25 protein-coding genes and 1 pseudogene are annotated in these 22,804 nt (G+C 68.4%); 16 read left to right on the forward strand and 10 right to left on the reverse strand.

Annotation, left to right across the window (positions count from 1 at the left end; all coding sequences use genetic code 11):
- The 5 genes from BLQ73_RS29090 to mihF form a co-directional block, all read left to right on the forward strand.
- The coding region (locus tag BLQ73_RS29090; RefSeq protein ID WP_176955749.1) for a transposase at positions 1–272 on the forward strand (272 nt) is incomplete at its 5' end.
- Between the two features lie 170 nt (positions 273–442).
- Complete coding sequence (locus BLQ73_RS29095; protein ID WP_093175729.1) at positions 443–988, forward strand: RNA polymerase sigma factor; 546 nt, start codon at positions 443–445, stop codon at positions 986–988.
- Complete coding sequence (locus BLQ73_RS29100; protein WP_093175732.1) at positions 985–1,662, forward strand: hypothetical protein; 678 nt, start codon at positions 985–987, stop codon at positions 1,660–1,662. Before BLQ73_RS29095 ends, BLQ73_RS29100 begins: the two co-directional genes overlap by 4 nt.
- A 195-nt stretch (positions 1,663–1,857) precedes the next feature.
- Positions 1,858–2,382, forward strand: a complete 525-nt coding sequence (locus BLQ73_RS29105) for a hypothetical protein (protein WP_093175734.1) — start codon at positions 1,858–1,860, stop codon at positions 2,380–2,382.
- A 196-nt stretch (positions 2,383–2,578) separates the two neighbouring features.
- The gene (gene mihF, locus BLQ73_RS29110; RefSeq protein WP_176955750.1) at positions 2,579–2,890 is read left to right on the forward strand and encodes an integration host factor, actinobacterial type; all 312 of its coding nucleotides are present in this window, start codon (positions 2,579–2,581) and stop codon (positions 2,888–2,890) included.
- A gap of 132 nt (positions 2,891–3,022) precedes the next feature.
- Here the strand turns inward: mihF and BLQ73_RS29115 are convergent, their stop codons facing one another.
- The 4 genes from BLQ73_RS29115 to BLQ73_RS29130 are packed head-to-tail and all read right to left on the reverse strand — an operon-like array spanning position 3,023 to position 6,699.
- Complete coding sequence (locus tag BLQ73_RS29115) at positions 3,023–3,649, reverse strand: P-loop nucleotide/nucleoside kinase family protein (protein WP_218126072.1); 627 nt, start codon at positions 3,647–3,649, stop codon at positions 3,023–3,025.
- The gene (locus tag BLQ73_RS29120) at positions 3,618–4,385 is read right to left on the reverse strand and encodes a class I SAM-dependent methyltransferase (RefSeq protein WP_093175740.1); all 768 of its coding nucleotides are present in this window, start codon (positions 4,383–4,385) and stop codon (positions 3,618–3,620) included. The genes BLQ73_RS29115 and BLQ73_RS29120 overlap by 32 nt, the downstream gene beginning before the upstream one ends.
- The gene (locus BLQ73_RS29125; RefSeq protein ID WP_093175742.1) at positions 4,372–5,310 is read right to left on the reverse strand and encodes a glycosyltransferase family 2 protein; all 939 of its coding nucleotides are present in this window, start codon (positions 5,308–5,310) and stop codon (positions 4,372–4,374) included. Before BLQ73_RS29125 ends, BLQ73_RS29120 begins: the two co-directional genes overlap by 14 nt.
- Positions 5,311–5,337: 27 nt before the next feature.
- Positions 5,338–6,699, reverse strand: coding sequence for an arylsulfotransferase family protein (locus BLQ73_RS29130; RefSeq protein ID WP_218126073.1), 1,362 nt, complete (start codon positions 6,697–6,699; stop codon positions 5,338–5,340).
- Here BLQ73_RS29130 and BLQ73_RS29135 point away from each other — a divergent pair.
- On the forward strand, positions 6,686–7,105 hold the full coding sequence (locus tag BLQ73_RS29135) for a Tn3 family transposase (RefSeq protein WP_143020498.1): 420 nt from the start codon (positions 6,686–6,688) through the stop codon (positions 7,103–7,105). The two genes, BLQ73_RS29130 and BLQ73_RS29135, sit on opposite strands and share 14 nt — an antisense overlap.
- Positions 7,106–7,128: 23 nt before the next feature.
- Here the strand turns inward: BLQ73_RS29135 and BLQ73_RS29140 are convergent, their stop codons facing one another.
- From BLQ73_RS29140 to BLQ73_RS29150, 3 genes are all read right to left on the reverse strand, one after another.
- Positions 7,129–7,404 carry a hypothetical protein gene (locus tag BLQ73_RS29140; protein ID WP_093175786.1) on the reverse strand — a complete coding sequence of 92 codons (276 nt, stop codon included), beginning with the start codon at positions 7,402–7,404 and terminating at the stop codon, positions 7,129–7,131.
- A gap of 150 nt (positions 7,405–7,554) precedes the next feature.
- Positions 7,555–8,316: a hypothetical protein gene (locus BLQ73_RS29145; protein WP_093175747.1), complete on the reverse strand. Its 762-nt coding sequence runs from the start codon at positions 8,314–8,316 to the stop codon at positions 7,555–7,557.
- 383 nt (positions 8,317–8,699) lie between these two features.
- Positions 8,700–9,437, reverse strand: coding sequence for an SDR family oxidoreductase (locus BLQ73_RS29150; protein WP_093175750.1), 738 nt, complete (start codon positions 9,435–9,437; stop codon positions 8,700–8,702).
- A 161-nt stretch (positions 9,438–9,598) separates the two neighbouring features.
- On the opposite strand from BLQ73_RS29150, the pseudogene BLQ73_RS34765 reads away from it, so the two are divergent.
- Positions 9,599–9,664, forward strand: a pseudogene (locus BLQ73_RS34765) (helix-turn-helix domain-containing protein); the annotation flags it as partial.
- 99 nt (positions 9,665–9,763) lie between these two features.
- On the opposite strand, the gene BLQ73_RS29160 reads toward BLQ73_RS34765, so the two are convergent.
- Complete coding sequence (locus BLQ73_RS29160) at positions 9,764–10,468, reverse strand: TetR/AcrR family transcriptional regulator (protein WP_093175752.1); 705 nt, start codon at positions 10,466–10,468, stop codon at positions 9,764–9,766.
- A 278-nt stretch (positions 10,469–10,746) separates the two neighbouring features.
- On the opposite strand from BLQ73_RS29160, the gene BLQ73_RS29165 reads away from it, so the two are divergent.
- The 8 genes from BLQ73_RS29165 (at position 10,747) to BLQ73_RS29205 (ending at position 20,159) form a co-directional block, all read left to right on the forward strand.
- Positions 10,747–11,217, forward strand: coding sequence for a hypothetical protein (locus tag BLQ73_RS29165; protein ID WP_093175755.1), 471 nt, complete (start codon positions 10,747–10,749; stop codon positions 11,215–11,217).
- A 558-nt stretch (positions 11,218–11,775) separates the two neighbouring features.
- Positions 11,776–13,305 (forward strand): ABC transporter substrate-binding protein, encoded by a 1,530-nt coding sequence (locus BLQ73_RS29175; RefSeq protein WP_176955751.1) that lies wholly within the window; start codon positions 11,776–11,778, stop codon positions 13,303–13,305.
- 68 nt (positions 13,306–13,373) lie between these two features.
- Positions 13,374–14,696 carry an amidohydrolase family protein gene (locus tag BLQ73_RS29180; protein ID WP_093175762.1) on the forward strand — a complete coding sequence of 441 codons (1,323 nt, stop codon included), beginning with the start codon at positions 13,374–13,376 and terminating at the stop codon, positions 14,694–14,696.
- Between the two features lie 510 nt (positions 14,697–15,206).
- Entirely contained in the window at positions 15,207–16,058 is an 852-nt protein-coding gene (locus BLQ73_RS32905; protein ID WP_093175765.1) for a hypothetical protein, read from the forward strand.
- A 129-nt stretch (positions 16,059–16,187) separates the two neighbouring features.
- Positions 16,188–16,694: a recombinase family protein gene (locus tag BLQ73_RS34355; protein WP_093175768.1), complete on the forward strand. Its 507-nt coding sequence runs from the start codon at positions 16,188–16,190 to the stop codon at positions 16,692–16,694.
- A 443-nt stretch (positions 16,695–17,137) separates the two neighbouring features.
- Positions 17,138–18,289: a tyrosine-type recombinase/integrase gene (locus tag BLQ73_RS29195; RefSeq protein WP_093175770.1), complete on the forward strand. Its 1,152-nt coding sequence runs from the start codon at positions 17,138–17,140 to the stop codon at positions 18,287–18,289.
- On the forward strand, positions 18,286–18,621 hold the full coding sequence (locus tag BLQ73_RS29200; protein ID WP_093175773.1) for a helix-turn-helix domain-containing protein: 336 nt from the start codon (positions 18,286–18,288) through the stop codon (positions 18,619–18,621). Before BLQ73_RS29195 ends, BLQ73_RS29200 begins: the two co-directional genes overlap by 4 nt.
- Complete coding sequence (locus BLQ73_RS29205; RefSeq protein WP_093175775.1) at positions 18,618–20,159, forward strand: hypothetical protein; 1,542 nt, start codon at positions 18,618–18,620, stop codon at positions 20,157–20,159. The genes BLQ73_RS29200 and BLQ73_RS29205 overlap by 4 nt, the downstream gene beginning before the upstream one ends.
- A gap of 30 nt (positions 20,160–20,189) precedes the next feature.
- On the opposite strand, the gene BLQ73_RS29210 is transcribed toward BLQ73_RS29205, so the two are convergent.
- Both BLQ73_RS29210 and BLQ73_RS29215 read right to left on the reverse strand, forming a co-directional pair.
- The gene (locus BLQ73_RS29210) at positions 20,190–20,807 is read right to left on the reverse strand and encodes a class I SAM-dependent methyltransferase (protein ID WP_093175789.1); all 618 of its coding nucleotides are present in this window, start codon (positions 20,805–20,807) and stop codon (positions 20,190–20,192) included.
- Positions 20,808–21,096: 289 nt separating this feature from the next.
- Positions 21,097–21,969, reverse strand: a complete 873-nt coding sequence (locus BLQ73_RS29215) for an alpha/beta fold hydrolase (protein ID WP_093175778.1) — start codon at positions 21,967–21,969, stop codon at positions 21,097–21,099.
- Positions 21,970–22,016: 47 nt separating this feature from the next.
- Between BLQ73_RS29215 and BLQ73_RS29220 the strand changes: the two genes are divergently transcribed.
- On the forward strand, positions 22,017–22,703 hold the full coding sequence (locus BLQ73_RS29220) for a TetR/AcrR family transcriptional regulator (protein WP_218126074.1): 687 nt from the start codon (positions 22,017–22,019) through the stop codon (positions 22,701–22,703).
- The last annotated feature ends 101 nt before the right edge of the window (positions 22,704–22,804 follow it).

Genomic DNA, 22,804 nt, shown 5'->3' on the forward strand with positions numbered 1-22,804 from the left:
CTTTTCCCCGTGAGACCTGGCGGCAGATCTGGTCCAACAATCCTCAGGAGCGGCTGAACAAGGAGATCAGGCGCCGCACCGATGTGGTGGGCATCTTCCCGGACCGTGCTGCGGTCGTGCGTCTGGTGGGTGCGGTTCTGGCCGAGCAGACCGACGAGTGGATCGAGGGGCGGCGCTACATGGGGCTGGACATCCTGGCCAAGGCCCGCCTGCGGGTTGTCGGCGGCGACACGGCCGCTCAGTATCCGCTCCCGCAGACGCTTACCGCTTAACCTGCTGGAAGGATCACGCGGAGATCAGCTCTTACACCACTCCGCTGGACGTGACCAGGCCTTGCACCGGGCGACCCCGTGCAGATATGTGGGATCGACATGCTTGAAACGCTTCGCGCCGCTCATTCCAAGTAGAGGTGTAAGGGCGGACACCGAAGGGAGCGGCGTGAATGCGCCTCAACGAAGACCCTGTGGCTTTGGAGGCCTTTTATCGCCGCCATGTCGACGACGTCATGAGGTTCGTGGTCCGGCGGGTGAGCGATCCTCACGTCGCCGCGGACCTGACCAGCGATATCTTCATGGCGGTCCTGGATTCCGCGCATACCTATGTTCCCGGCCGCGGCAGTGAGGTCGCATGGCTGTACGGCATCGCGCGCAACGTGGTGTCCGGCCACCATCGCAGGTCGGTGCTTGAGGCGCAGGCGAACAGCCGCGTCGTGGGGCGGCGGCTGATGGACGACGACGACCTCGTCCGGATGGAAGAGCGCATCGACGCCGAGCGTCGGCTGCGGGACGCGCGGCAGGTCATGGCCGACCTGCCGGAAGGGGAACGCGCCGTGCTGGAGCTCGTGGCGATCGACCAGCTCACCGTCACGGAGGCCGCCTCGGCTCTGGGCATCCGCAAGGTCACCGCACGGGTCCGGTTGCATCGGGCCAGGCGTGCCCTGGAGAAGGTCGCTTCGTCCGCGGCCACGTATATGGGAGCGGAGGCATGAACACCAGCTTCGAAGAGCGTCTGATCAAGGCCGTCATGGACGAGCACGCCAGGAGGACCGCGGAAGGCGCCGCTGTCGTCCCGGGTCCGGTACGGCACAGCAGGACCCGCCGTATCGCGACAAGGGCCGCCGTGGTCTCCGGGGCGGCGGCCACCACGGTGGCGCTCATGCTGATCGGCGGCGGCACCACATCGGCCTACGCCGTGAACAAGAGCGCGGACGGATCGGTGCGGGTGACGATCAACGAGTTCCGCGACGCCGCGGAGCTGGAGGCCGAGCTGGCCGGTGTCGGGATCGCGGCGGAGATCGACTATCTGCCTGTGCCCCAGACCTGTCAGCCCTACCGGGGCGAGCGGGCGGACACGGGCGGGCAGATGAAGGTCGGCACGCGCGAGGACGGCAAAGGCATCGAATTCGAGATCGGCAAGGGGCAGATCGGGAAGGGCGAGACGCTCGTCCTGGCGATCTCGGTCGATCCCGCCGACCTGACCAAGCCGCCCGCCGCGACCGCGATGCAGATCGTCAGGGGCCCGGTCGCGCCCTGCGAGGCGACGGCGCTGCCCTTCCCCAGTGGCGGGCCCGCGGGCGAGAGCAAGCGCGACGGGGGGTCCGGCCCCACCACTGACATCCAGCGTCGCGACCAGCACGGCGAGACCCGCTCGCAGCAGGACTGACCTTCCGGCACGGCCGTACCGACGAGGCGGACGCGGCGCGGACTCGGCGTGGACTCGGTGCGGTGCCGCGCGATGTCCTCGCGGGCTGCCCTGCTCTGCCGTGCTACGACCCGGCCGATGGCGTGCCCGCGCACGCGGCGCCTCGTCCCCGGCTGGATGTATCGACCGTGAATGCAGACATTGTAGGAGAGAAATATGAAGATTCGCCTGCTTTTTGCCGTGCCGCTCTTGGCCATGGCGCTGGCATCGTGCGGCGCGAAAGCCGACGAGGTCAAAGTGGCCAGTGCGAACGGTACGGCGGAGCCCGCGGCGTCGGCGCCGGCGGCAGCCGCGGCCCCCACCGATCAGAGGGAGGCGTCGCTCAAGTTCGCCCAGTGCATGCGCCAGAACGGCGTCGACATGCCGGACCCCGACCCCAACGGTCCCATTACGATGATGGAACGCCCCGGCGACGCCGAAAAGACTAAGAAGGCGCAGGAGGCGTGCAAGCAGTTCCTCCAAGCCTCGGTCGGGGAGAAGGGCAAGGGCGTCGACGCCGACAAGCTCGACATGCTGGTCAAGCTCGCCCAGTGCATGCGGCAGCAGGGCATCGACATGCCCGACCCCAGTGCCGACGGGAAGGTCGAGATCAGCATTCCGCCGGGCACTCCCGAGGAGAAGGTCAAGGCAGCCCACGAGGCGTGCAAGGACTACTCCGCCGGTATGCCGCTCCAGCCGTGAGATAAGGGCCCGGCCCCGGAGCGCCTTGGCCGCACGGGCCGGCCCCGCCGTAGGCCTCCCAGTATTAGTGGAACAGTGAACCGGGGTTAGTGTCACATGATTTGACACTCTGCGGGATGATGGCTGTTGACCTGCATCGAGGCGTTCGAGGCAGGAGACGATCGCAGTCGATCTACAGGGTGGGAGGGCAGATCTGATGGCAGTGCCGACGATGACGCCGCAGCAGCGGGCGAAGGCCTTGGAGAAGGCGGCCGAGGCGCGCACGGCGCGTAGCGCACTGTTGGCCGGGCTGAAGGCCGGGACGACCAGCGTGGCGGAGGTGTTCGCCCGTAGCGGCGAGGAGCTGGTGAAGAAGACCCGGGTGGCGCAGGTCCTTCGCGCGGTTCCCGGTTACGGGCCGGCGAGGGTCGCGGCGCTGATGGCGGTGTCAGGAGTGGCGGAGAAGCGCCGGGTCGGCGGGCTGAACAAGCAGCAGCGCGAACGTCTGCTGCAGGCGCTGGCCGGCTGAGCGAGGGAGGTCGGCCGAGCGTGGCCCATCCTCCATATCGGTAGGGCACACGCTCGGCGCCGGTTGCGCTGCGCGGCCGTACGGCCGTGGGCGGTCAGTCGAAGGCGAGTGCCAAAGGGGGTCGACCGCTTGTTACGTCGTGGGATGTGCCGTGGCTCCGGCGGGTTGACCGATGAACTTGACGATGTCGGGGATTGCCGGGTGGTAGCCGTCGGAGGTGTCCACGATCAAGGTCGGCAGGTCCATGGCGATAGGGACCCATGAGTCGATCGTGTGCTGGCCAGCGGCGACGGCCTTGAGGAGATCGGCATCGCCGTGAGCGGCCCGGCGGATGTCCAGATCGGCGCGGCTGGCGATCCGGTCGTGGGCGACGGCGGCCTCGACCGTGCAGCGAATGACCCGGATGTCGGCGAGCGCGACGAACGGTTGCAGGTTCGGCCGCCACAACCGATCCTGGAACGCGGCCTCGGCGACCGAGGTCACACCCGCCTTCACCAAGACGGTGAGGACGCCGAAGAAGGCGTCGAGGGTTGGCAGGTTGAGCGGGTCGTCGCCGGACGGATCGTGGCCAGGGGCCGCGAGTACCATGCCCTGTTTGATTTCGTCCCGGATGATCGCGGGGCAGCCGACCACTTGGGCGATCTTGTGGGCCAGGGTCGTTTTTCCTGTTCCAGGAGGTCCGGACACTACAGTCAGGGTCGGCACGGTCATACTGCATTGTGGCACTTCAGCGATGGCGTAGACCCGTTCGTTCGGCATCGGCGGGTGCACGTGACGCGGTTTTGGCGAGTCGGAAGGCGATGAACCCGGGTTCGCGGGACAAGGTGGCGTAGGCGGCAGGGTGGTGGAGTTCCATGCCGTTGGCCGGCTGGTGTTCGACGATCTGCTCGATGGTGAAGCCCGCGGCGGTGAATTCCGCGCACCAGTCCTGCAGGGGTTGGCGCCAGTAGCGGTGGAGCAGGCCGCAGGACCATTGCTCTTCGACGCGGTGGGCGGTGAAGTAACTGCCGCCGTCGGCGAGCCAGTCCGCGGTGGGGTGGCTGGTGGAGATCACCAGGTGTCCGGCCGGGGTGAGGACACGGTGTACCTCGCGCAGGGCGGCGACGCGGTCTCTGACGTAGTGGATGACAAGCGCGAGCAGCGCCAGATCGATGCTCTGGTCCGGTAGCCAGATCAGGGGCTGGTCAAGGTCGTGTTGACGGACGCGGATGTCTGGGCTCAGGCGCTGGCGGGCGGTTCGCACCATGTCGGCGCTCTGGTCGAACCCGATGGCCTCGGCGCCGCGGGCGGCCAGTTCGGCCAGGTACAGGCCGGGTCCGCAGCCGGCGTCCAGGACGCGGCGGCCGTTGAGGTCACCGAGTAGGTTCAGGACCGTGGGCCGGTCGTAGAAGGCGTTGTAGGGGCTGACGGATGCCTCGGCCGCGAAGGCGTCGGCATGCCCGTCGTAGGCCGAGATCGCCTGGAGTCCCTGGGGTTCCTGATCAGCTGCTGGCATGGGAGGTTCCTCGCCGCGCGGAGCGGGTGTCGGTCACTGCGGGTAGCAGGCTGTCCAGCAGGCTCGGGTCGGCCGGGCTGGCGTAGGTGAACGGCCCGTGCAGGTTCCGGATGGCGTGTTCGTAGACGTGGGCGGGCACCGGGTGGCCGTGCTCGATGCGGGTGTCGAGGCGGGTGTCGAAGTGCCGGAACCAGTCGCGGTAGCTGGTGACGAGCGGGTCTGTGCTGGGCCATTTGGCGAAGAGGTAGGCGCGGGTGAGGGTGAAGGGGGTGGGGCTGGCCAGGTACGCCTCGGACACGGCGCCGGTGGTGTGCGGGACCTGGTGGTAGACGCAGGTCAGCCCGTCCAGCAGGGTGAATCGGTAGCCCGAGCCGAGGTGCAGGGCGAGCCATAGGTCCCAGTCCTCGCAGTGCGTCAGGGTTTCGTCGAACCGGACGGGGGTGGCGGTGAAGTTGCGGGTGACGACCGCGCCGGTGTGGATGTAGTTGGCGACTTGAAGGAAGCGGCCGTCGAACGGGTAGTCCTTGCGGGGCAGCGTCCCGACGTCGCGGGGAACGGCTTCGATCCAGCGGGGGCTGACCAGCGCCCCGCCGTACACCAGGTCGGCGTGCCCGTCCTGCAGCGCGCGATGGGCGGTGGCCAGGTGGTGGGGGAAGTAGACGTCGTCATCGTCGAGGAACGCGACCCAGTCGCCGCGAGCGGCGGCCAGGCCTGTGTTGCGGGCGTGGGAGACGCCCTGTCTGCCGCCGTCGATCAGGGTCACGTTTAGGTCGTGACGCCAGCTGTCCACGACCGGGCGCGGGCAGTGGAGCCCGTCGTCGATGACGACGACCTCGAAGTCGCGCAGGGTTTGGCGAGACAGGCTGCGCAGCGCCCGGTGCAACGGGCCCGGCCGGTCGGCGGTGGGGATGATCACGCTGATCATGAGTGGTTTCCTGTCGCTGCGAGAAGGTCAGTGCTGGGGTGTGCACCGCAGCTGGGCGTCGGCCAGCCGCCGGGCCGCATGGTTTGTGTGGTTTGCGCCGCGCAGGAGCAGCGCGGTCGATGCAGGGACGGCCGCCATTCGGTAGAGCTCCGCGCGGGAGGCGCCCTGAGTGCGGGGCATCCGGGTCTGGACGGCCCACACGACCTCTCCGGACCGGGTGATTTCCAGGGCCCGACCGGCCTGGGAGTCGCTGATCAGGATGTTCCCGGTGGGGAGTTGCTCGCAGCCGCCTGCCAGAGCGCAGAACAGGTGCTGCGGCGGGCCGGCGGTGTACTGCCATGCGATGCGGCGTGCGGCTGGGTCGATCTCCAGGACCCGGGACCTGCCGACGGCGGCCCCGTTGTCGAAGACGAGCAGATTACCGCCGGGAAGGGCCGAGGGCTGGTGCTGGCCTGACAACTGTCCGGGCCCGAAATGCCAGCGGACCTCCCGATCGCTCAGGTCAACGACCGCGATCAGGTCGAGGTTGCGCAGGGAGACCAGCACGTCGCCGTCGCTCCACAGCCCGCCGGGGTGGGCGGAAAGGACCTCGACGGTGTTGGCATGCAGCACGTCGGCGGGTGCGCCTGGAAGATCCCGGAGCCGCTGGGAGGCATCCCGGCCGCCGGGCAACGTGGCGAGAACGGTGCCATCCGGGTCGGGCGATGCCGCCCGGCGCCGGTCGATGTGTGTCTCGATCAGCGCGGCCAGGACAGGTTCGGTGGTCAGGACGTCGTACAGGGAGTGCGAGGCTAGGACCGCCCCGTCCGGGCTGAGGATGTCGGCCAGGCGGACCTCGGCTGCTGCTCCGGCCGGGCGGAACCGGTAGCCGTGGCCGTCGGCGATCGACGTGGCCTCGTCAAGCGCCTTGATCAGGCGGTGCAGCCGCGGGTAGGGCGAGGCGAGGCTCTTGTCGCGGAAGAACTCGCTGCGCAACATGTCGAAGACGTTGGCGGCCAGGTTCGCGCCGGCCCGCCGGTAGTCGTCGTGGCTGGCCTGGCGGGAGGGCTTGCGCCACGCCTCGCGCTGGTCGGCGGGCACCGGGCGATACACCACGCGGTGGTCGCCTCGGTCGATCGCCAGCCACGCGCTGCCCAGGCCGACCCCGTCTGGGAGCGGGGCGAGCAGCGGAGCGGTGCCCCGCTCGGTGTCGGGCACCTCGGCATACTGCTGCAGCGTCGCGTCCATGAACCTCCGCGCCGGGGGCACCACCAGCACCGCATGCCCGTTGAAGCTGCCGTCGGGGTTGTAGCGCGGGCCGTCCCCGCCGTACAGGGTGTGGGAGCCGTTGCCCTCCACCTCCAAGATCACCGCCTCCACCCGGGAGTCGACCCTGATGGAGCTGGGCAAACTGGATCGCTCCACCTACCTGGCCTGCTACTTCGACGATGAACTCCTGCGCCGCCGCGTGCAAACTCAGCTCAACCGCCGAGAATCCCGCCACACTCTGGCCCGGAAAATCTTCCATGGCCAGAAAGGCGAACTCCGGCAGAAATACAAAGAAGACCAGGAAGATCAACTAGGAGCGCTGGGTTTCATGACCAACGTTTGCATCCTGTGGAACACGGTCTATACGGCTCGCGCGCTGGATCAAATCCGTGCCGAAGGAAAGAAGATAGCCGCCGCCGACATCGCCCGGCTTTCTCCCCTGGGATCTGAGCATTTCAATTTCCTGGGGCGCTACAACTTCGCCTTGCCGGAGATCATCCGCGACGGCGCGTTGCGCCCGCTGCGCACACCCCCGCCCGGTCAGTAGCCGCCCCGGGGCCGTACACCGCTTCACCTCGGCGTGGTGGACTGCGCCGCGGGCAGCACGAGCATCCGGCGGACCTGTTCATGGGAGACACCGGCATGCTTACCGATCCGGCGCAGCCCCCACCCCTCGGCCTGCGCGTCCGCCATCGCCGCGGCCATCGCCTGCAGCACCACCTCATCGAGCATCGCCCGTAGCTCCGCCAGCCGGGCCAGCCGTACCGCAGGCGCCAGATCGACGATCTCCCCACAGAACCGGGCCACATCCGACCGCAGGAACGCCACACCCTCAGAATCCGCCATCACGCAAGATTGGCCTGGTCAGAGCCTCACTGTCAAATCATGTGACACTAACCCCGGTTCACCGTTCCACTAATACTGGGAGGCCCCGTACCGCCAAGGGCGGCGTCCACGGGGGACGCCGCCCTTGCGCGTGCGGGGGGTGATGCCAGGTCACAGGCCGGCGCACTGGCCGGACTTGGCGCCGTTGCCGTCGGCACCGGCGACGTTTCCGCTGCCGGTCGGCGCGGGGTCGTTGTCGATGCAGTCGAGGTTGTCATCGGTGCTGTTGTTGGAGATCTGCGTGGCGCCGCCGCGGTTCTTGCTGATGCTGATGTTGTCCAGGACGCGGTTGGAGTTGACCGTCGTCCCGCCGGAGTTCTCCTCGATCATCGCGCCGTCGCCCACGGTGGTGGCGACCACGGTCGCGCCGCCGGAGTTCTTCGCCACCTTGAGGTTGCCGTTGGCGTGGCTGTTCTGCACCGACACGCCGCCCTGGTTATCGCGAAGAGTGATGTCGGCGTTGTCGGAGGTGACATTGGCGACGGTCACGGCGGCGGTGTTCCCGAAGAGTTCCAGACCGCCGAAAACAGACGAGTCGGTGACGGTGACGCTGCCGCCCCTGAACGCCTTGACGTGGCCTTGGATGCTTGAGTTTCCGCCGATGGTGACGGCCTGATGCTGGCCGGCGCTGATGCCTCCGGCGATGCTGACGCCGGTGGCGTTCAGCGTGGAGCCGACGCCGACTTCGACGACGGCGAGAAGGGTGGTCCCGGTGAGCGTGCAGGTAGCGCCGTTGGGCACGACGAGCTTGCCGTCCACGGTGACGGCGCCGAGGGCGCCGGTGCAGTGGGTGTCGGGGGCGGCGAGGGCCGGGGCGGCGGGCACGGTGAGGGCGGCGGCGATTAAACCGATGACGGCGACGGTCTTCCTCATACGTTGCTCCGGGGATGAGAGGAACGCTCCGGTTTGGCATGTCCGGAGGGGCGAGAGGGGCGCCTCGAGATGAACTTCGTTCAGCCTTATGAGCAAACTATGAGAAAGATATGAAAAGTCACTCACTTTCCCGCTAGGCCGGTTTATGTGCTGATTGATCGGGCGTATTAACGGACATGCCGTAATCACCGTCCGGGGCCTCTGCCGCCCGGCCCCGCGGTCGGCGACAGCCCGGCCAGGCGAGCGCCGTACACCGAGGCCGATGCGGGTGAGGAACTCGCGTCGGATGCGGTCGGCGACGTTCGAGTGGGATGTGCGGGTGCTGGTCTCGGCGGTGCCGGGGCGGTGCCGCCGTCGGCCGCCGCGCGCCGGGGGGTGGGGAATCAGGCGAGGCCGCCGTTGGCGAAGAGGACTTGGCCGTTGATCCAGCGGGCCGGGCCGGCGAGGAACGCGACGACCTCGGCGCTGTCCTGCGGGGTGCCCAGCCGCTCCATCGGGGGCGCCTTGGCCAGGTTGTCGATCGTGGCCTGGTCCTTGCCCTCGAGGAAGAGCGGGGTGGGGGTCGGGCCGGGGGCCACGGCGTTGACGGTGATGTCCTTGCCCCGCAGCTCGCGGGCGAGGATCGGGGTCATGGCCTCCACCGCGGCCTTGCTCGCCGCGTAGGCGCCGTAGGTCGGGAGCGCCAGGCGCCTGACGGAGGTGGCGAAGTTGATGATCGCGCCGCCCCTGCGCACCCGCCGGGCCGCCTGCTGGGAGACCACGAAGGTGCCGCGGATGTTGGTGCGGTGGATCCGGTCCAGGTCGTCGAGGTCCAGGGTCGCGATCGGGGACAGCTTCATGACGCCGGCGGTGTTCACCACGACGTCGATGCCGCCGAACTCCTTCTCCACCGCGTCGAAGACGGCGGACATCTCGTGCTCGTCGGCGACGTCGCCGCCGACCGCGAGGGCCCGGCCTCCGGCCGAGGTGATGGCGGCGACCGTCTCGTCCGCTCTGGCCTTGTTGCCGGCGTAGTGCACGCCGACCGCATGGCCGTCGTGCGCCAGGCGCTCTGCGACCGCCCGGCCGATACCGCCGGAGCCGCCGGTGACCAGGGTCACGCGCGGGGTGTTGTCGCTCATCAGGAACCTCCGAGGAGACCCCCGCCTTCAGGCGGGGGAGGAATCGGACACCCTGCGGAGCAGGGCAGGGGTAGGCGGTCCGCCGCCGGGCGAAACGCCGTACGAACACACGCACGATCCTCGACCGATCGCGCGATAGGGTCCGAGGCGTGGCGCAGACCGTGAAGCGGGCCTACAGGTACCGCTTCCACCCGACCCCCGGACAGGCCGCCGAGCTCGCCCGGACGTGGGGGGTGCGAGTGAGGGGCGGGCTGTGCCCGGCGCCTGTTTTCGGGCGCGCCGAACTGGAGGTCCGTGGCCGCGAGGCCCCGGTCCTGCGGGTGTCTTCAGTCGGCTGGACCGAATTCCGCGATCAGCGTCAGCCACTGCGCGAGCAGGGCGGACTCGGCCGACGTCAGGGGCTCCGGCGTGAGCTCGTCCAGGGAGGACAGCAGCGTTGTCGCCGCCGCCTTCCGCACATCGTCCGCCCGCAGGTCCCCGGGCACGGGGGTGTCGAGCAGGATGGTCCGGTAGACCGCGTCACGGACCAGAACCGACAGGTGCGCGTCCGGATACAGCGAGGGACGGGAGATCAAGGCGAGCGCGACCCCCGTGTTCGCGGCCATGACCATGCGGGCGGCCTGTCCGGGGGGCACACGGAGGCGTCCTTGAGCGGCCAGCCGCTCAAGGACCTCGCACAGCAGGCGCATCGCCTCCGCCGCCGCCTCGGGTTCGGAGCGCAGGGTCGGGGAGAACATCAGCTTGTAGGCGTTGGGGTTGGCCAGTGCGAAGGCGGTGTGGTTGTCCCATCCCGCCCGCAGGTCGGACAGCGGGTCCTCGGACTTCTTGGCGGCCCGTTTGCCTGCCAGGTATTGGTCCCAGACGTGGTCGATCGTCGCCGCGAGCAGGCCGTCCTTGTCGCCGAACAACCGGTACAGCACGGGCTGCTGCACACTGGCCGCCTCACACACGGCGCGAGTGGACACGTCACCGCTCGGTGACTGTGCCAACAGGGCCGCCGCCGCCTGGATTATCGACGATCTGGTATCCATGTAATCGACGATAACAGTAGTTCGTATCGGCGGCAACACAGATTTGTTATCATCGATACGCCGTGGTGGTCACCGCCGTCATCGCCCGGGTTCGACGCCGATCCCCAAGGCATGTACCGCAACGTCCCCGAGCCCGCCCTCCTCGTCGGTGCGGGCGTTCCGGTGAGTACGGCCCGCTGGTGCCGCGGGGCACCCGGATGCCCAAATCACGTGCCGGTCGGCACGCCTCTGTTACTCGATCCAGTGTTCTCAGAACACGTTCTGAGAACACTGGCGGAGTGAGCACTCCTCATGCCGACGCCGTTACCTTCTCCGACCTGTCCAGAAATCCGCGAGCAGTCGCGGAACGCGCAGCGCGGCTCGGACGCGTGCGCGTGACTCACCGTGACGCTCCGGACTTCTATCTGACCGCCGCCGATCGTGAAGAAGAGCGCGAAAGAACGCTCTCCACAGTCTCCCGGCTGCTCCTCGCCCTCATCAAACATGACCCCACCGCACGTGCTCTGGTCATCGCCATGCCAGAGGTCTTCCCCTGGGTGCGCCATCTGTCCTCCACCGAATTGCGCGCCTTCACGCTCGAACTGGTCGAGGCGTTCTCCGACGCCGCGGAATTGGACGTGGATACGACCACGCAGGAGGTCGTCGCGAGCTGGCGTGCGACCGCCCGCATCAAGGCGGACCCTGCCCACTACGCCGAAGCGCGCAAGCCTACGAGCGGTGACTTCGGCCCGGTGGAGGTCTCCGGATGAGCCCAGCGGCTCACTACCGCCCGGGACCTCCTGGAGTCCTCCGACCTCCCCTTGGGCGCCACCGCCCGCCGCGTCGGGCTCTCTTCGGCCACCAACGTCCGCAGGCGCTTCCTCAACACCCTGGGCACCACGCCGGACGCCTACCGACGCGCGTTCCGGGCCGGGCCGGGCCGCGGTGACGGCCGGGTAGCGCGGCCAGGAGGACCTCAAGCCGCTCGCCGCGCGGTGAGCTTTCACGGCCGGCGGCCGAATGTCTTCGGCAAAACTCGACAAACCGCTTTCTGGGCGGCGACTGCGGCACGGAGAACGCGACTTTCGCTCGGGATAGGCGTGTGGGGTGTCATCGTCAAGGATCACCGTTGACAAGTGGCATAGCCAATCGTAGGTTGCCCTTGTCGCAATCGATTGTGGTCATCCATCCGCTCCAGGCGTTCTCCGTGGCCCGCGGGAATTGCCAGGTGCGGCCATTCATCGACGTCCGCGGGTTCTCCGGTGCCGGGAGACCGGAATTCGCCGCGCCGTCGTCGGGGCTACGGCACAGATATGACGAGGCCATGCATGAAGCGAACCCTTCTCCGGCGATTGACCGTGCTCGCCCTAGCGGCAAGCCTTACCGCAGCCTGTTCCACCACTCCTGATCCCGGCGCGGCCGGTGACGCGAAATCCACGACCGCGGGCGGCCCTTCCGGCATCCTCAGAATCGGCACCAGCCAGAAACTCGACGACTGGGAGCCCCTGACCAAGGCCAACGAGACATACCTGTCGCTGGTCTACGAAGGGCTGATCTCGCTCGCCGCCGACGGCGTCACGCTGGAGCCCCGCCTCGCGACCTCCTGGACCCAGGAGAACAAGAAGGTCGAGTTCACCCTGCGCGAGGGTGTCGTCTTCCACGACGGCACGCCGTTCGACGCCGACGCGGTGGTGGCGAATCTGGAGCGTGTCCGCGACAGCCCGAGCCAGTGGCAGTCCGTGTTGGAGAACGCCAAGATCACCGCGGTGGACAAGACGCACGTGGCGATCGAGCTTGAGCGGTCCTCGCCCGACTTCCTGCCGAACATCGCCAGGCGCGGAGCGCTGATGGTGTCGCCGAAGGCGCTCAAGGACGGCACCTGGAAGACGCAGCCGAGCGGGACGGGCCCGTGGACGTTCCAGGACAAGGAGTCGGTTCCCGGGTTCAAGACCGTCGTCTCGTACTTCGACAAGTACTACGCGCCGCAGGAGGTGGGGCCGCGCCGGATCGAGATGTCGTTCATCGCGGAGGCCGACTCGGTCTACAACTCGCTGCGCGCCGGCCAGCTCGACATGGGGTGGACCACCGCCACGCTCACGAAGAAGGCGGAGAGCGAGGGGTTCCGTACGAGCACCTACCCGTCGGTGCTGTGGCACCTGCTGCTGTTCGACACCAAGGAAACGTTCAAGGATCCGAAGCTCCGCCAGGCCGTGTGCCACGCGCTCAACCCGCAGGACTTCATCGACATCCTGCTCGGCGGCCATAGCAAGATCCACAATCAGCGTCTCCGTGAAGGCCAACTGGGCTACAACCCGGACGTGAAGGGCTATCCCCACGACCTGGCGAAGGCCAAGGCCCTCATGGCCGAGCTGGGCAACCCCAAGATCGAGTTCGCGTTCCCCGCCTACGACTCCCAGCGCCAGGTCGCCGACCTGTTCCGCAGCCAGATGGCGGCCATCGGGATCGACGTCAGCGTGCAGGTGATGCCGTTCGCGCAGTACTACAGCGTCTACCGCAACGGCAAGTTCCCGGTGGCGATCCTGTCGGACTCCCCCGACACCGGGCCCTACGACTACTACCGGTACCGCTTCGGCAAGGGCGGCTCCAGCAACCCCTACAACCTCGGCTACCCGAACCTCGACGCGATCGTGAAGAAGGCGCTTGAGGCGCCCGACCGCGCGACCGAGGAGGCCGAGTGGAAGAACCTCATCAAGGAAATCGACACCCAAGCCCTTGACTGCGGTTTCTTCGAGTTCACCGGATTCTGGGCCTACGACCCCAAGAAGGTCGACAACATTGTCAACATCGTGGGCAATGTCGCCACCTTCCGCTACAAAGAGGCCCGCGTTCTGAGCTGACCCCTGAAAAGGCGGGAAACGGCTCGGGGCTCCGGCCGTACCGAAAATCCATCGCTGTGGAGGGACATATGTCTGACCGACGCATCCTTATAAAGAACGGCCTTGTCATCACGCTCGACTCCGAACTCGGCGACCTGCCGCGCGGGGACGTGCTCATCCAGGGCGGGCGCATCGAGCGGGTGGGCTCCGGCATCGAGGACGCCGAAGCCGAGGTGTTCGACGCCGGCGGCATGATCGTCATGCCCGGCCTGATCGACACGCACCTGCACATGTGGCAGCAGCCGATGCGCGGGCTCGGCGCCGACCTGTGGGGGATGAACGACTACATCTCCCGGGTCTTCCCTCTGCGGGAGCGGTTCCGGGCACAGGACATGTTCACCTCCACCTACACGTGCGCGATCGAGGCGCTCGGCAACGGCACGACGACGGCGCTGGACTTCAACCACAACGTCCTGACCGAGGACCACGCCGAGGAGTCGCTGCGCGCCCACCGCCTGACCGGCCAGCGCGTGGTGTTCGGCTACGGCATGGTGGGCTACGCCGACAAGATCGAGCGTGAGCGGGCCGACCGGCTCAAGCAGGTGGCCCGCATGCACGCCGAGCTCGGCTCGGACCCGACGTCGCTGGTCAGGATGGGCCTCGCCCCCGGCACGCTGACGTTCTCCACGGTCAAGGGCATGCGCGTCGAGGTGGAGTACGGCCGGGGCCTGGGCCTGCCCATGACGATCCACCAGAACGACGCCGGGGAGATCTACAAGATCCACGAGGCGGGGCTGCTGGCGTCGGACATCATCCCGGCGCACTCCAACAACGCCAGCGACTACGAGCTGGGCCTGCTCGCGCAGTGCGGGTGCAGCATCGCCTTCACCACCGAGGGCGAGTTCAGCGGCGGGCGCTGCATGAGCGTCGTCGGCCGCGCCGACCGCGCCGGGGTGCTGCCGACGCTCGGCGTCGACGGTCCGTCGTTCGTGGCCGTGGACATGCTGTCCCAGCTGCGCTTCACCTTCCGCATCATGCATGCCATGGAGGCGCAGCACGAGCGGCAGGAGGGCCGGTGGCCGCTCGCCCACTCCCCCGGCGTCCCGTTCGTCACCCCGCGCCGCGTCCTCGAATACGCGACCGTCAACGCCGCCAAGGCCCTCGGCATGCAGGACCACATCGGTTCGCTGACCCCCGGCAAGCAGGCCGACCTCCTCGTCCTGCGCGTCGACCCGTACGGCGTGGCCGCCGGCGACCCCGCCAACCACGTCGTCCTCCACAGCGGCGTCGGCGACATCGACTCCGTCATGGTCGGCGGGGTCTTCCGCAAGCGCCACGGCGCGATGCCCGACATCGACGTCGAGCGTCTGAGCGCGATGTCGGGCGAGGTCCGCGCGCGCCTGGTCGACTAGCCCCCCGTACGGCCGCCGCCCCGGGCCGCCGGGGCGGCTGGACGTTGTCCGCGTCCTAGCGGAACACCTCGTCGAGATGCTCCGTGAGCAGGGCTACCGCTTCCTCGCCCGTGTGCCGGCCCGCGAGCACGCTCATCTGCAGGCCGGACACCAGCGCGAGCGTCACAGCCGCCCTGGTGCCCGGGTCGCCGCCGCTGACCTCGCCGGATGCTCCACTTCGACGCTGGCGAAGCGATATCCGTTGGATTTTCCGCCCTTCCTGGCCCGTGGGCCTGCGGACCTTGACCGGTTGTGTCACCTGGCCTCTCGCGCCGATCGAACGTGATCAGCACCAGCCACCCGGCAGGGGCGCCTTCCCCAGCATCGTGGTTACTGGCATCTGCGCGGCGGGGCGAGGTGGACGGTGACGGCCCGATAGCTTCGGCGCCGGGCTCGACGTGACGTATGACGAACCGTTTTTCTGTTCCGGGCTTGACCTTTCCCCTAGGTCAAGGTTCGACGATGCTTCGCATGGACACCAACGCCCTGCACGCCGGCGAGCAGATCGTCCTCGCCCACGGCACCGCGAACCTCGCCACCGGCGCACCGATGCATCAAAAGCACAAAGGACGGCGTCCCGGATGGCGGCGGCTGATCGCCCTGCTGATCGGCGCGGTCGTCGTGTTCGGGACGGGAGCGTCGCCCGCGAGTGCCTCGGGCCCGAACGTCTCCGTCCCGGGCACCTCCGTCCTGGGCGCCTCGACGGCGGCACTACGCGACTTCGACGCGGTCACCACGGCCAACGAGCGAAATCAGTGGAAGCACCTGGCACTGATCGGCAGCCAGTACGTGATCTTTAACGACCGGGGAATCATCGAGGGGCCTGCCAGCATCCGGGCGAAATGGCCGTTCCTGCCCGAGCAGTTCACCCACGACGTCGACTCGGCGGGCATCGCGTTCAGTGGCCCGCGCTTCCGCTGGCGGCACACCTGGACCAAGGGCAACCAGGCGATCGTCTTCGAGGACAGTGGTGTCATCAGCGGGCCGATAACGCTACCGTCCCCATACGACGGTCTCAGCGACTACAACACCGGGCAGCTCAGCCTGATTTACCACATGGCGGTTCGCGGAGAGAGTTACGTGTACTTCCAGGGTTACAACTACCAGGTGCCGAACCGGCCGTTGTCGGACTTCTCCTTCCTGCCTGACCGCTTCAAGCGCGACCTCGACGACGTGTCGGCCGAAGTCGAGGGCGGCACGGTGAAGTACAGCTTCTACCAGGGCAACGAACGGATCATCTTCGACCAGAGGGGAAGGGTGTACGAACTCGCCAACCTCGACGCCAAGTGGCCCTTCCTGAACTACTGGCGATCCACCGTCTGACCGTTTTCCACCTGAGTCGTCCGTGATCGGGCGGCCGGGCCGCTTGGCCGGGAGTCGTGAGCAGGCCGACGCGCCGGCCACCCGACGCCGCGGACGCGCTCGCGTCCGCGGCGAAAAGGGCGTTCCCGCATCGCCGACGCCGCCCGCCTGTTCCGCTCGGTCGCCGACATCCTCGCCCTGTGCCCCATGCTGATCCGCCGCGGCCTGCACCTGCGGGTGGAGTCGGGGCTGCTGTCGGGGATCGACCTGGCCGCCGACGATCCCGGCACCAAGATGATGGTCAACGTGCTGGCCTCGGTGCTGGAGTTCCAGCGCGACATGATCAGCGAGAACACCCGCCAGGGCGTCGCCGCCGCCGAGGCCTCCGGCAAGACCCTTGGCCGCCCAACCGCGCTTGCCCCCGACAAGGCCGCCGAGATCGTCACCGCCTACTCCGAAGGCGCCGCCGTCAAGGCCCTGGCCCGCGAGCATCACGTCGCGCCCAAGACCATCCGCCTCACCGTGCCGCTCGAACTCCACCACGCCGCGCTGCAACAGAGCGCAGCCCTCGCCGCCGAGGGCGCCGGGCAGGCCGAACGCAAGGCCTACCGGGTGTACGCCGCCCGCATCACAGCCGCCAAGGCTCCCCAAGCATGATCAACCTCGTTGAGAACTGGCTGATCGGCTGATCAGGACTCTGCATCTGGCCTCTCACCACAGCAATCGCTAGCGGCCGGCTCAGGCTGCAGCCCGGTGGACCTCACATCACAATCCCGCCAGCCCACCCACAAATCCGTGACCTGCGAAAACGCTCTCACCGGGCGCATCCGAACGGAAAGTCACGATAAGTCGCTCGACTCAGCTCTGCGAACGGGACTTTTCGTTCCGATGCTCGAAGCGCCGCCAATTGCATCGGATGCGAACTCGCGACAGGTGGAGAATCTGCCCGGAGAGGGGAGCAATCACGCTGTGGACCTGCGTACTTGAGCAGGATTCTGGCCGCGACGATACCGGTCACGAGGGCCTTGCTGCGACCCGTGCAGGGGGCTGGCCTTGGACTCCGCCGACGACTCGCATAGGATGCGGTTTTCTCGCATCTGATGCGAGTCGCGGAGGGTGGTGAACCGGTGGGGTTCAACGGGTCGATACCGGGGGCGGCCGGGCTGCACCTGGTCGACGGGGTCGCGTTGCTGCGGCCGGAAGAACAGGTCTTCGCGGCGATGCTGACGGGGTTCGCCAACCAGCAGCTCGCGCGGAATCTGGCCCGGACGACCGTGGAGGGCCGAGAGAACACAATCAAGGCGTTCGCGGACTACGTGAACACCTACCCCTGGCACTGGACACCGGCGATGGTCGACGAGTGGCTCGGTGACCTGCGCTCACTGCGGGACCTGAAGCGCTCCACGATCCGCTCGTACTCCGAGGCGGTACGGGCGTTCTGCCACTTCATCACCGATCCGCTCTACGAGTGGACGGCGACCTGCGAAGAGCGGTTCGGTACCCACCCGGTGCAGGTCGTGCACGAGTGGAACACCGCCATGCACGTCCAGGACAACGAGGCGGACGCGAAGAAGCGCGCGTTCACCAAGGCCGAGCTGCACGCCTTCTTCGCGCACTGCGACGACGAGGTCGCCCGCATCCGGGCCTTCGGCCGCAAGGGCTGGCTGCCCGCCTTTCGCGACGCGACCCTGTTCAAGACCGCCTACGCTTTCGGACTACGGCGCAACGAGACGCGGATGCTGGACGCCGCCGACTTCGGCCGCAACCCGCACGGCGGCGAGTTCGGCGTGTACGGCCGGTGCCAGGTCCGGTTCGGCAAGGCCAAGAAGGGCTCGCCGCCCAAGCGCCGCGGGGTGCTGACCGTGTTCGACTGGACTCCGGACGTCCTGGACGAGTGGTTCACCGAGGTCCACCCGCTGTTCGGCACCAACGACAACCCGGCGGCCTGGCCTTCCGAACGGGGCCTGCGGATCGGCTGCCAGCGGCTCAACTCCCGCTTCATCGCCTACCGCAAGGCCCTGGGCCTCGACGAGGGGCTGGACTTCCACTCCTTCCGCAGGTCCTACGTCACCCACCTCATCGAGGACGGCTGGGACCCGCGCTTCGTCCAGGAGCAAGTCGGCCACGAGCACGCCAGCACCACCTCGCTCTACACCTGCGTCTCCTCGGACTTCCGCACCCGCACCCTGCGGCGGCACCTGGATGCCACCATCGCCGCGGCCCTTGGGACCCAGACCGGGAGACAGGCATGAAACGCAAGGTCGGCTACACGTGGCGGCTGCGTGAGGTCATGGCCCAGCACCAGATTTTCACGGCCACCGAACTGGTGCCGCTGCTGCGCGAACGGGGCATCGACTTGTCCGCCTCCCAGGTCCACCGCCTGGTCTCCGGCACCCCGGAACGCCTGTCGTTGCAGGTCATGGCCGCGCTCTGCGACATCCTGTCCTGCACTCCGGCCGACCTGGTGGACACCACCGCCGAGAACGCCGGGGTCCGCAAGACCGCCACCGACAACCTGCCCGCACCGCCCGCGAACGTCGCGAAGCTGCGGCCCCGCGCGGCCCGCATCCTGCCCGACGCATGACCCGCACCTACGCCACCGGCGAGCAGTACGAACGCCGGTACATGGCCGAGTGCTGCCGCTGCGGCCGCCGCAGGCACAAGGCCGGCACCTGGCCGGACGGATACGTCTGCCGCACCTGTTCGGACCGCGCCGTCCGGACACGGGGTACCTGTCCGGGATGCGGCCAGGACCGGGCCCTGCCTGGGCTCCGCCCCGGTGACGGAGTCCCGATCTGCACCACCTGCGCCGGCTTCTCCCGAACCTTCGACTGCTCACGCTGCGGCTTCGAGGGCAAGCTCCTGGGCGGGCGGCTGTGTGAGCGCTGCACGCTCAGCGACCGCCTCACCGCGCTCCTGGACGACGGCACCGGCCGCATCCGTCCCGCGCTGGTCCCGCTGTTCAACCTGCTGGTGGCGATGGAGAAGCCCGGCAGCGGACTGGCCTGGCTGGCCATGCGCCGCAGCCAACCGGCGAACGCCTCCCGATTGCTGCAACAGCTCGGCCTCGGCCAGATCTCGCTGACCCACGACGCCTTCCACGAGCTCCAGCCCTGGCGAACCGCCGCTCACCTGGAAGAACTCCTGATGACCAGCGGAGTCCTGCCTACGGTCGACAAGTACCTCTGCTCCTTCCAACGCTGGCTTCCCGGGCATCTGGCCAGCATCACCGACTCCGAGCACGTCAAAACGATCAGGCTCTTCGCGACCTGGCGCGTCCTCCCGCGGCTGCGGGCCCGCGCCGAGCGAAGTCACATCACACCCAGCGTCCGGAGGTTCGCCGCCGAACAGATCAAGTACGCGACCGCCTTCCTGCAATGGCTCGGCCAACGCAACAACAGCCTCGCGTCCTGCGGCCAGATCGACATCGACGCCTGGTGGGCCGAGAGCAGCGAACACGGCCGCACCTGCCTGAGGGCCTTTCTCAGCTGGGCCATGCAGACCCGTAACTGCCCACGCTCCCTGTCCATCCCCGCGATGAAGGTCTCCCGGCGGGCCGCACTGAGCGAAGACGAACGCCTCGACGCCCTTGGCCGACTGCTGACCGACACGGAGATTCCGATACGTCTGCGTGTCGCGGGGGTCATCGTGCTCCTCTATGCGCAGCCCGTGAGCCGCATCGTCCGGCTCAGCGTCGACGACGTGGTCCACGACGGCGACACCCTACTGCTACGGCTCGGTGAACCCGCCTCGCCCGTTCCCGCACCGGTCGCCGCTCTGCTGCTGGAGCACATAGCGAACCGCGACAACATGAACACCGCCACCAACCCCGCCTCCCGATGGCTCTTCCCGGGCCGCCGGGCAGGACAGCCAGCCCGCCCCGACCACCTGTCCACGCTCCTGAACGAGGCCGGGATCCCGGCCTCCGCAGCACGTGGCGCCGCCATCCGCCAGCAGCTCCTCGAACTGCCCGCTCCCGTCGTTGCCGACGCTCTCGGCTACCACAACAAGACCACCAGCCGCCTCATCAGAGAGACCGGCGGGACATGGAGCCGATACGCCGCTGGCGATCACACAAGGTCACCGACAAGCCGGCCTCCTCGGGGAGCCGGCGACAGTTGACTACGAGAGCCCACAGCAGAAGGCCATTCTCTAGCGGAGACGGGCCAGCAAGTGGGCGTCCAGGAAGCCCCGGTCGGAGGCCGGGTCGTGGAGCAGCCGCGCGAATGTGGCGAACCCAGCCCCGGCCAGCAACTCGGCGAAGCGGTCCGCCGGCCAGCTATAGGCGGGTGTCACCTTGTGGTCGAAGCGGACCGGCTCGGGCGCGTCGGTTCCGAAGAACGAGACCAGGAGAAGGCCCCCCGGCGCCAGGACACGCGCCTGCTCGGCGAGCAGCGCGGGTAGTTCCCCAGGAGGGGTGTGAATCATCGAGTAGTGGGCCAGCACGCCGCCGAGCGCGCCGTCCTCAACGGGGAGTTCCTCCATCCGGGCCTCATCGAACTTCAGCGCCGGTTGGGCCCGCCGAGCGTGGTCGACCATGGCCGGAGAGAGGTCGAGCCCGAAGGCATCCAGCCCCAGGTCGTGCAGCATGGCCGTCAGATGTCCGGGCCCGCAGCCGACGTCCGCCACCCGCGAATTCCCCGTCCCACGCACCAACTCGGCGAAGGTGCCGATCATGTTCCGTGTGAACGGCTGCGTCTCCAGTCGGTTAGCGAACATCTCGACGACCCCGTCGTAGGCCGTCCTGGTCTCGTCCTGGTGCTTTGCCACGGGAAGGAAGTTAGCACCCCCCATGCTCAGCTGTTCTCCGGCCCCGTGCCGAATCCTGCGCCGTCGTATCGGACTCGCTCGGCTACCAGGACAAGGCCATCACCCGGTGGCGCGACAAGCCGCTGGCGACCACAGTCAGTCACCAGCTGACTGGACTCCTCGGGGAACTGGCGACAGTTGATTAGGCGATCACACCAGTATCATGCCCCGCTCCCGCGGGGCCCGGCCTGGACGGGCCGGGGTCCATGCCCGCATGTTCCGCGGACCGGTCAGAAGTCGTCCTTGCACTTCAACTGGCGAGGTCGTGCGCGTGGTCGGCGACGGTGTCCCATGCGTGGGCGGGCAGGTCGTGGCCGGCGCCGGGGAGGGTGACCAGGCGGGCGCCGTCGACGGCGGCGGCGATGTCGCGAGCGGCGTTGGCGCGGATGAGGGGATCGTCCTGGCCGTGCAGCACAAGGGTGGGCGCCTTGAGGGTGTGCAGAGCGGGGCCGTGCCATTGCGCGCCGATCTGACGGCTCTGGGCTTGGAGATCACGCACGCCGGAAGCGTTGTGCTCGACCTGGCGGCGTGCGGCCTGCTCGTCGAAGGGATGCGCCGGGGAGGCCAGCAGCCGTGCCATGGCCAGGGCGGCCTGCAGGTCGCCGTGCGGGGTGTCGGGGAACTTCTTCAGCCGGCTGAACTTGGCCAGGGTGGTCAGCCGGACGTATTTGAGCGTGCCGAGTCCTTTGGCGTCGCTGGGCACGGCGGACGAGGTGGTCAGGGTTCGGACGCGGTCGGGGTGGCGCAGCGCGACGCGCTGGGCGATGGCGCCGCCCAGGGAGTGGCCGAACAGGTGGGCCGAGGGCCAGCCGAGGGCGTCCATGACCGCGATCGCGTCGTCGGCCATGTCCTCGGCGGTGTAGGCCTGGCCGCGCTTGCCGAACAGAGCCGAGATCGGATTGCCGGTGGGGGCGGGGGGCATGCGGGTGGAGTCGCCGGCGTCGCGCTGGTCGTAGCGGGCGACGGAGAATCCCCGGGCGGTGAACGCCTCGCACAAGCCGGTCGGCCACCAGTACCGGGACACCGCCAGGCCCATCATCAGCAGCAGGGGCTCGCCGGTGGAGGCGGGCGGGTCGTAGGCCAGGCGGACACCGTCGTTGACGGCGAAAAGGGGCGCGTTCATCTGTCTCCTTATACTGCGATCAGCGTTCGCAGTATAAGGTAAGGGGCGTGAGTGACTCAGTGGCGGTGTGGGCCCGTCCCGAACGCGGTCGGCGCGGACCGGCCCCCGAACGCAGCCGCGACCAGATCGCCCGCGCCGCGATCGCGATCGCCGACGCCGACGGACTGGCCGCGGTCTCGATGCGCGAGGTCGCCGCAAGTTTGGGCACCGGCCCCGCATCGCTGTACCGGTACGTGCGCGCCCGCGAGGATCTGCTGGACCTGATGGCCGACGCGGTCCTGGCCGAGCTGGAGCTGTCGGCGGCGCCGAGCACGGACTGGGTCGACGACCTGGTCGCGCTGGCGGGCGAGGTCAAGGCCGTTCATCTGCGGCATCCCTGGCTGCTGGACCTGCCGCCGCAACCGTCCAGGCTGGGGCCGCGGGCGATCGACTTGATCGAGCACGCGCTGGGCCTGATGCGGCACCTGCCGGTCCAGGGGCGGGTCAAGCTGGAGGTGATCGGTGTGGTGAACAGCCTGGTGGCCCAGTTCGCCCGCCACGAGACCGCCGCCGAGGCGCCGGTCTCGGACCGGCAGGCCGCGCAGACCGCCTACCTGGGCAAGGTCGCGGCTGATGGCAGCCACCCCCTGCTGGCCGCGGCCCTGGCCGACACCGCGCCCGGCGATGCGTTGGACGTCTTCGAGCCCACCATCCGCCACGTCGCCATGGGGTTGACCGGCATCGCCCACCGATAGGCTCACGGGCCTTCCACCTTGAACGTGGACACCGTTTCTCACGCAGCGGCGGTCAGCCTACCTGCGGTCCGCTCATAGTCGATCGGGCTCACATGGCCCAG

It is taken from the genome of Sinosporangium album (genome assembly GCF_900100605.1).
In the GTDB taxonomy this organism is placed as follows: domain Bacteria; phylum Actinomycetota; class Actinomycetes; order Streptosporangiales; family Streptosporangiaceae; genus Sinosporangium; species Sinosporangium album.

What these genes read in the sequence shown, in the direction of transcription:
- BLQ73_RS29095 (WP_093175729.1), top strand. Translation starts at nt 443, where the DNA reads ATGCGCCTCAACGAAGACCCTGTGGCTTTGGAGGCCTTTTATCGCCGC.
- BLQ73_RS29100 (WP_093175732.1), top strand. Translation starts at nt 985, where the DNA reads ATGAACACCAGCTTCGAAGAGCGTCTGATCAAGGCCGTCATGGACGAG.
- BLQ73_RS29105 (WP_093175734.1), top strand. Translation starts at nt 1,858, where the DNA reads ATGAAGATTCGCCTGCTTTTTGCCGTGCCGCTCTTGGCCATGGCGCTG.
- mihF (WP_176955750.1), top strand. Translation starts at nt 2,579, where the DNA reads ATGGCAGTGCCGACGATGACGCCGCAGCAGCGGGCGAAGGCCTTGGAG.
- BLQ73_RS29115 (WP_218126072.1), bottom strand. Translation starts at nt 3,649, where the DNA reads ATGCCGAACGAACGGGTCTACGCCATCGCTGAAGTGCCACAATGCAGT.
- BLQ73_RS29120 (WP_093175740.1), bottom strand. Translation starts at nt 4,385, where the DNA reads ATGCCAGCAGCTGATCAGGAACCCCAGGGACTCCAGGCGATCTCGGCC.
- BLQ73_RS29125 (WP_093175742.1), bottom strand. Translation starts at nt 5,310, where the DNA reads ATGATCAGCGTGATCATCCCCACCGCCGACCGGCCGGGCCCGTTGCAC.
- BLQ73_RS29135 (WP_143020498.1), top strand. Translation starts at nt 6,686, where the DNA reads ATGGAGCTGGGCAAACTGGATCGCTCCACCTACCTGGCCTGCTACTTC.
- BLQ73_RS29140 (WP_093175786.1), bottom strand. Translation starts at nt 7,404, where the DNA reads ATGGCGGATTCTGAGGGTGTGGCGTTCCTGCGGTCGGATGTGGCCCGG.
- BLQ73_RS29145 (WP_093175747.1), bottom strand. Translation starts at nt 8,316, where the DNA reads ATGAGGAAGACCGTCGCCGTCATCGGTTTAATCGCCGCCGCCCTCACC.
- BLQ73_RS29150 (WP_093175750.1), bottom strand. Translation starts at nt 9,437, where the DNA reads ATGAGCGACAACACCCCGCGCGTGACCCTGGTCACCGGCGGCTCCGGC.
- BLQ73_RS29160 (WP_093175752.1), bottom strand. Translation starts at nt 10,468, where the DNA reads ATGGATACCAGATCGTCGATAATCCAGGCGGCGGCGGCCCTGTTGGCA.
- BLQ73_RS29175 (WP_176955751.1), top strand. Translation starts at nt 11,776, where the DNA reads ATGAAGCGAACCCTTCTCCGGCGATTGACCGTGCTCGCCCTAGCGGCA.
- BLQ73_RS29180 (WP_093175762.1), top strand. Translation starts at nt 13,374, where the DNA reads ATGTCTGACCGACGCATCCTTATAAAGAACGGCCTTGTCATCACGCTC.
- BLQ73_RS32905 (WP_093175765.1), top strand. Translation starts at nt 15,207, where the DNA reads ATGGACACCAACGCCCTGCACGCCGGCGAGCAGATCGTCCTCGCCCAC.
- BLQ73_RS29195 (WP_093175770.1), top strand. Translation starts at nt 17,138, where the DNA reads ATGCGAGTCGCGGAGGGTGGTGAACCGGTGGGGTTCAACGGGTCGATA.
- BLQ73_RS29200 (WP_093175773.1), top strand. Translation starts at nt 18,286, where the DNA reads ATGAAACGCAAGGTCGGCTACACGTGGCGGCTGCGTGAGGTCATGGCC.
- BLQ73_RS29205 (WP_093175775.1), top strand. Translation starts at nt 18,618, where the DNA reads ATGACCCGCACCTACGCCACCGGCGAGCAGTACGAACGCCGGTACATG.
- BLQ73_RS29215 (WP_093175778.1), bottom strand. Translation starts at nt 21,969, where the DNA reads ATGAACGCGCCCCTTTTCGCCGTCAACGACGGTGTCCGCCTGGCCTAC.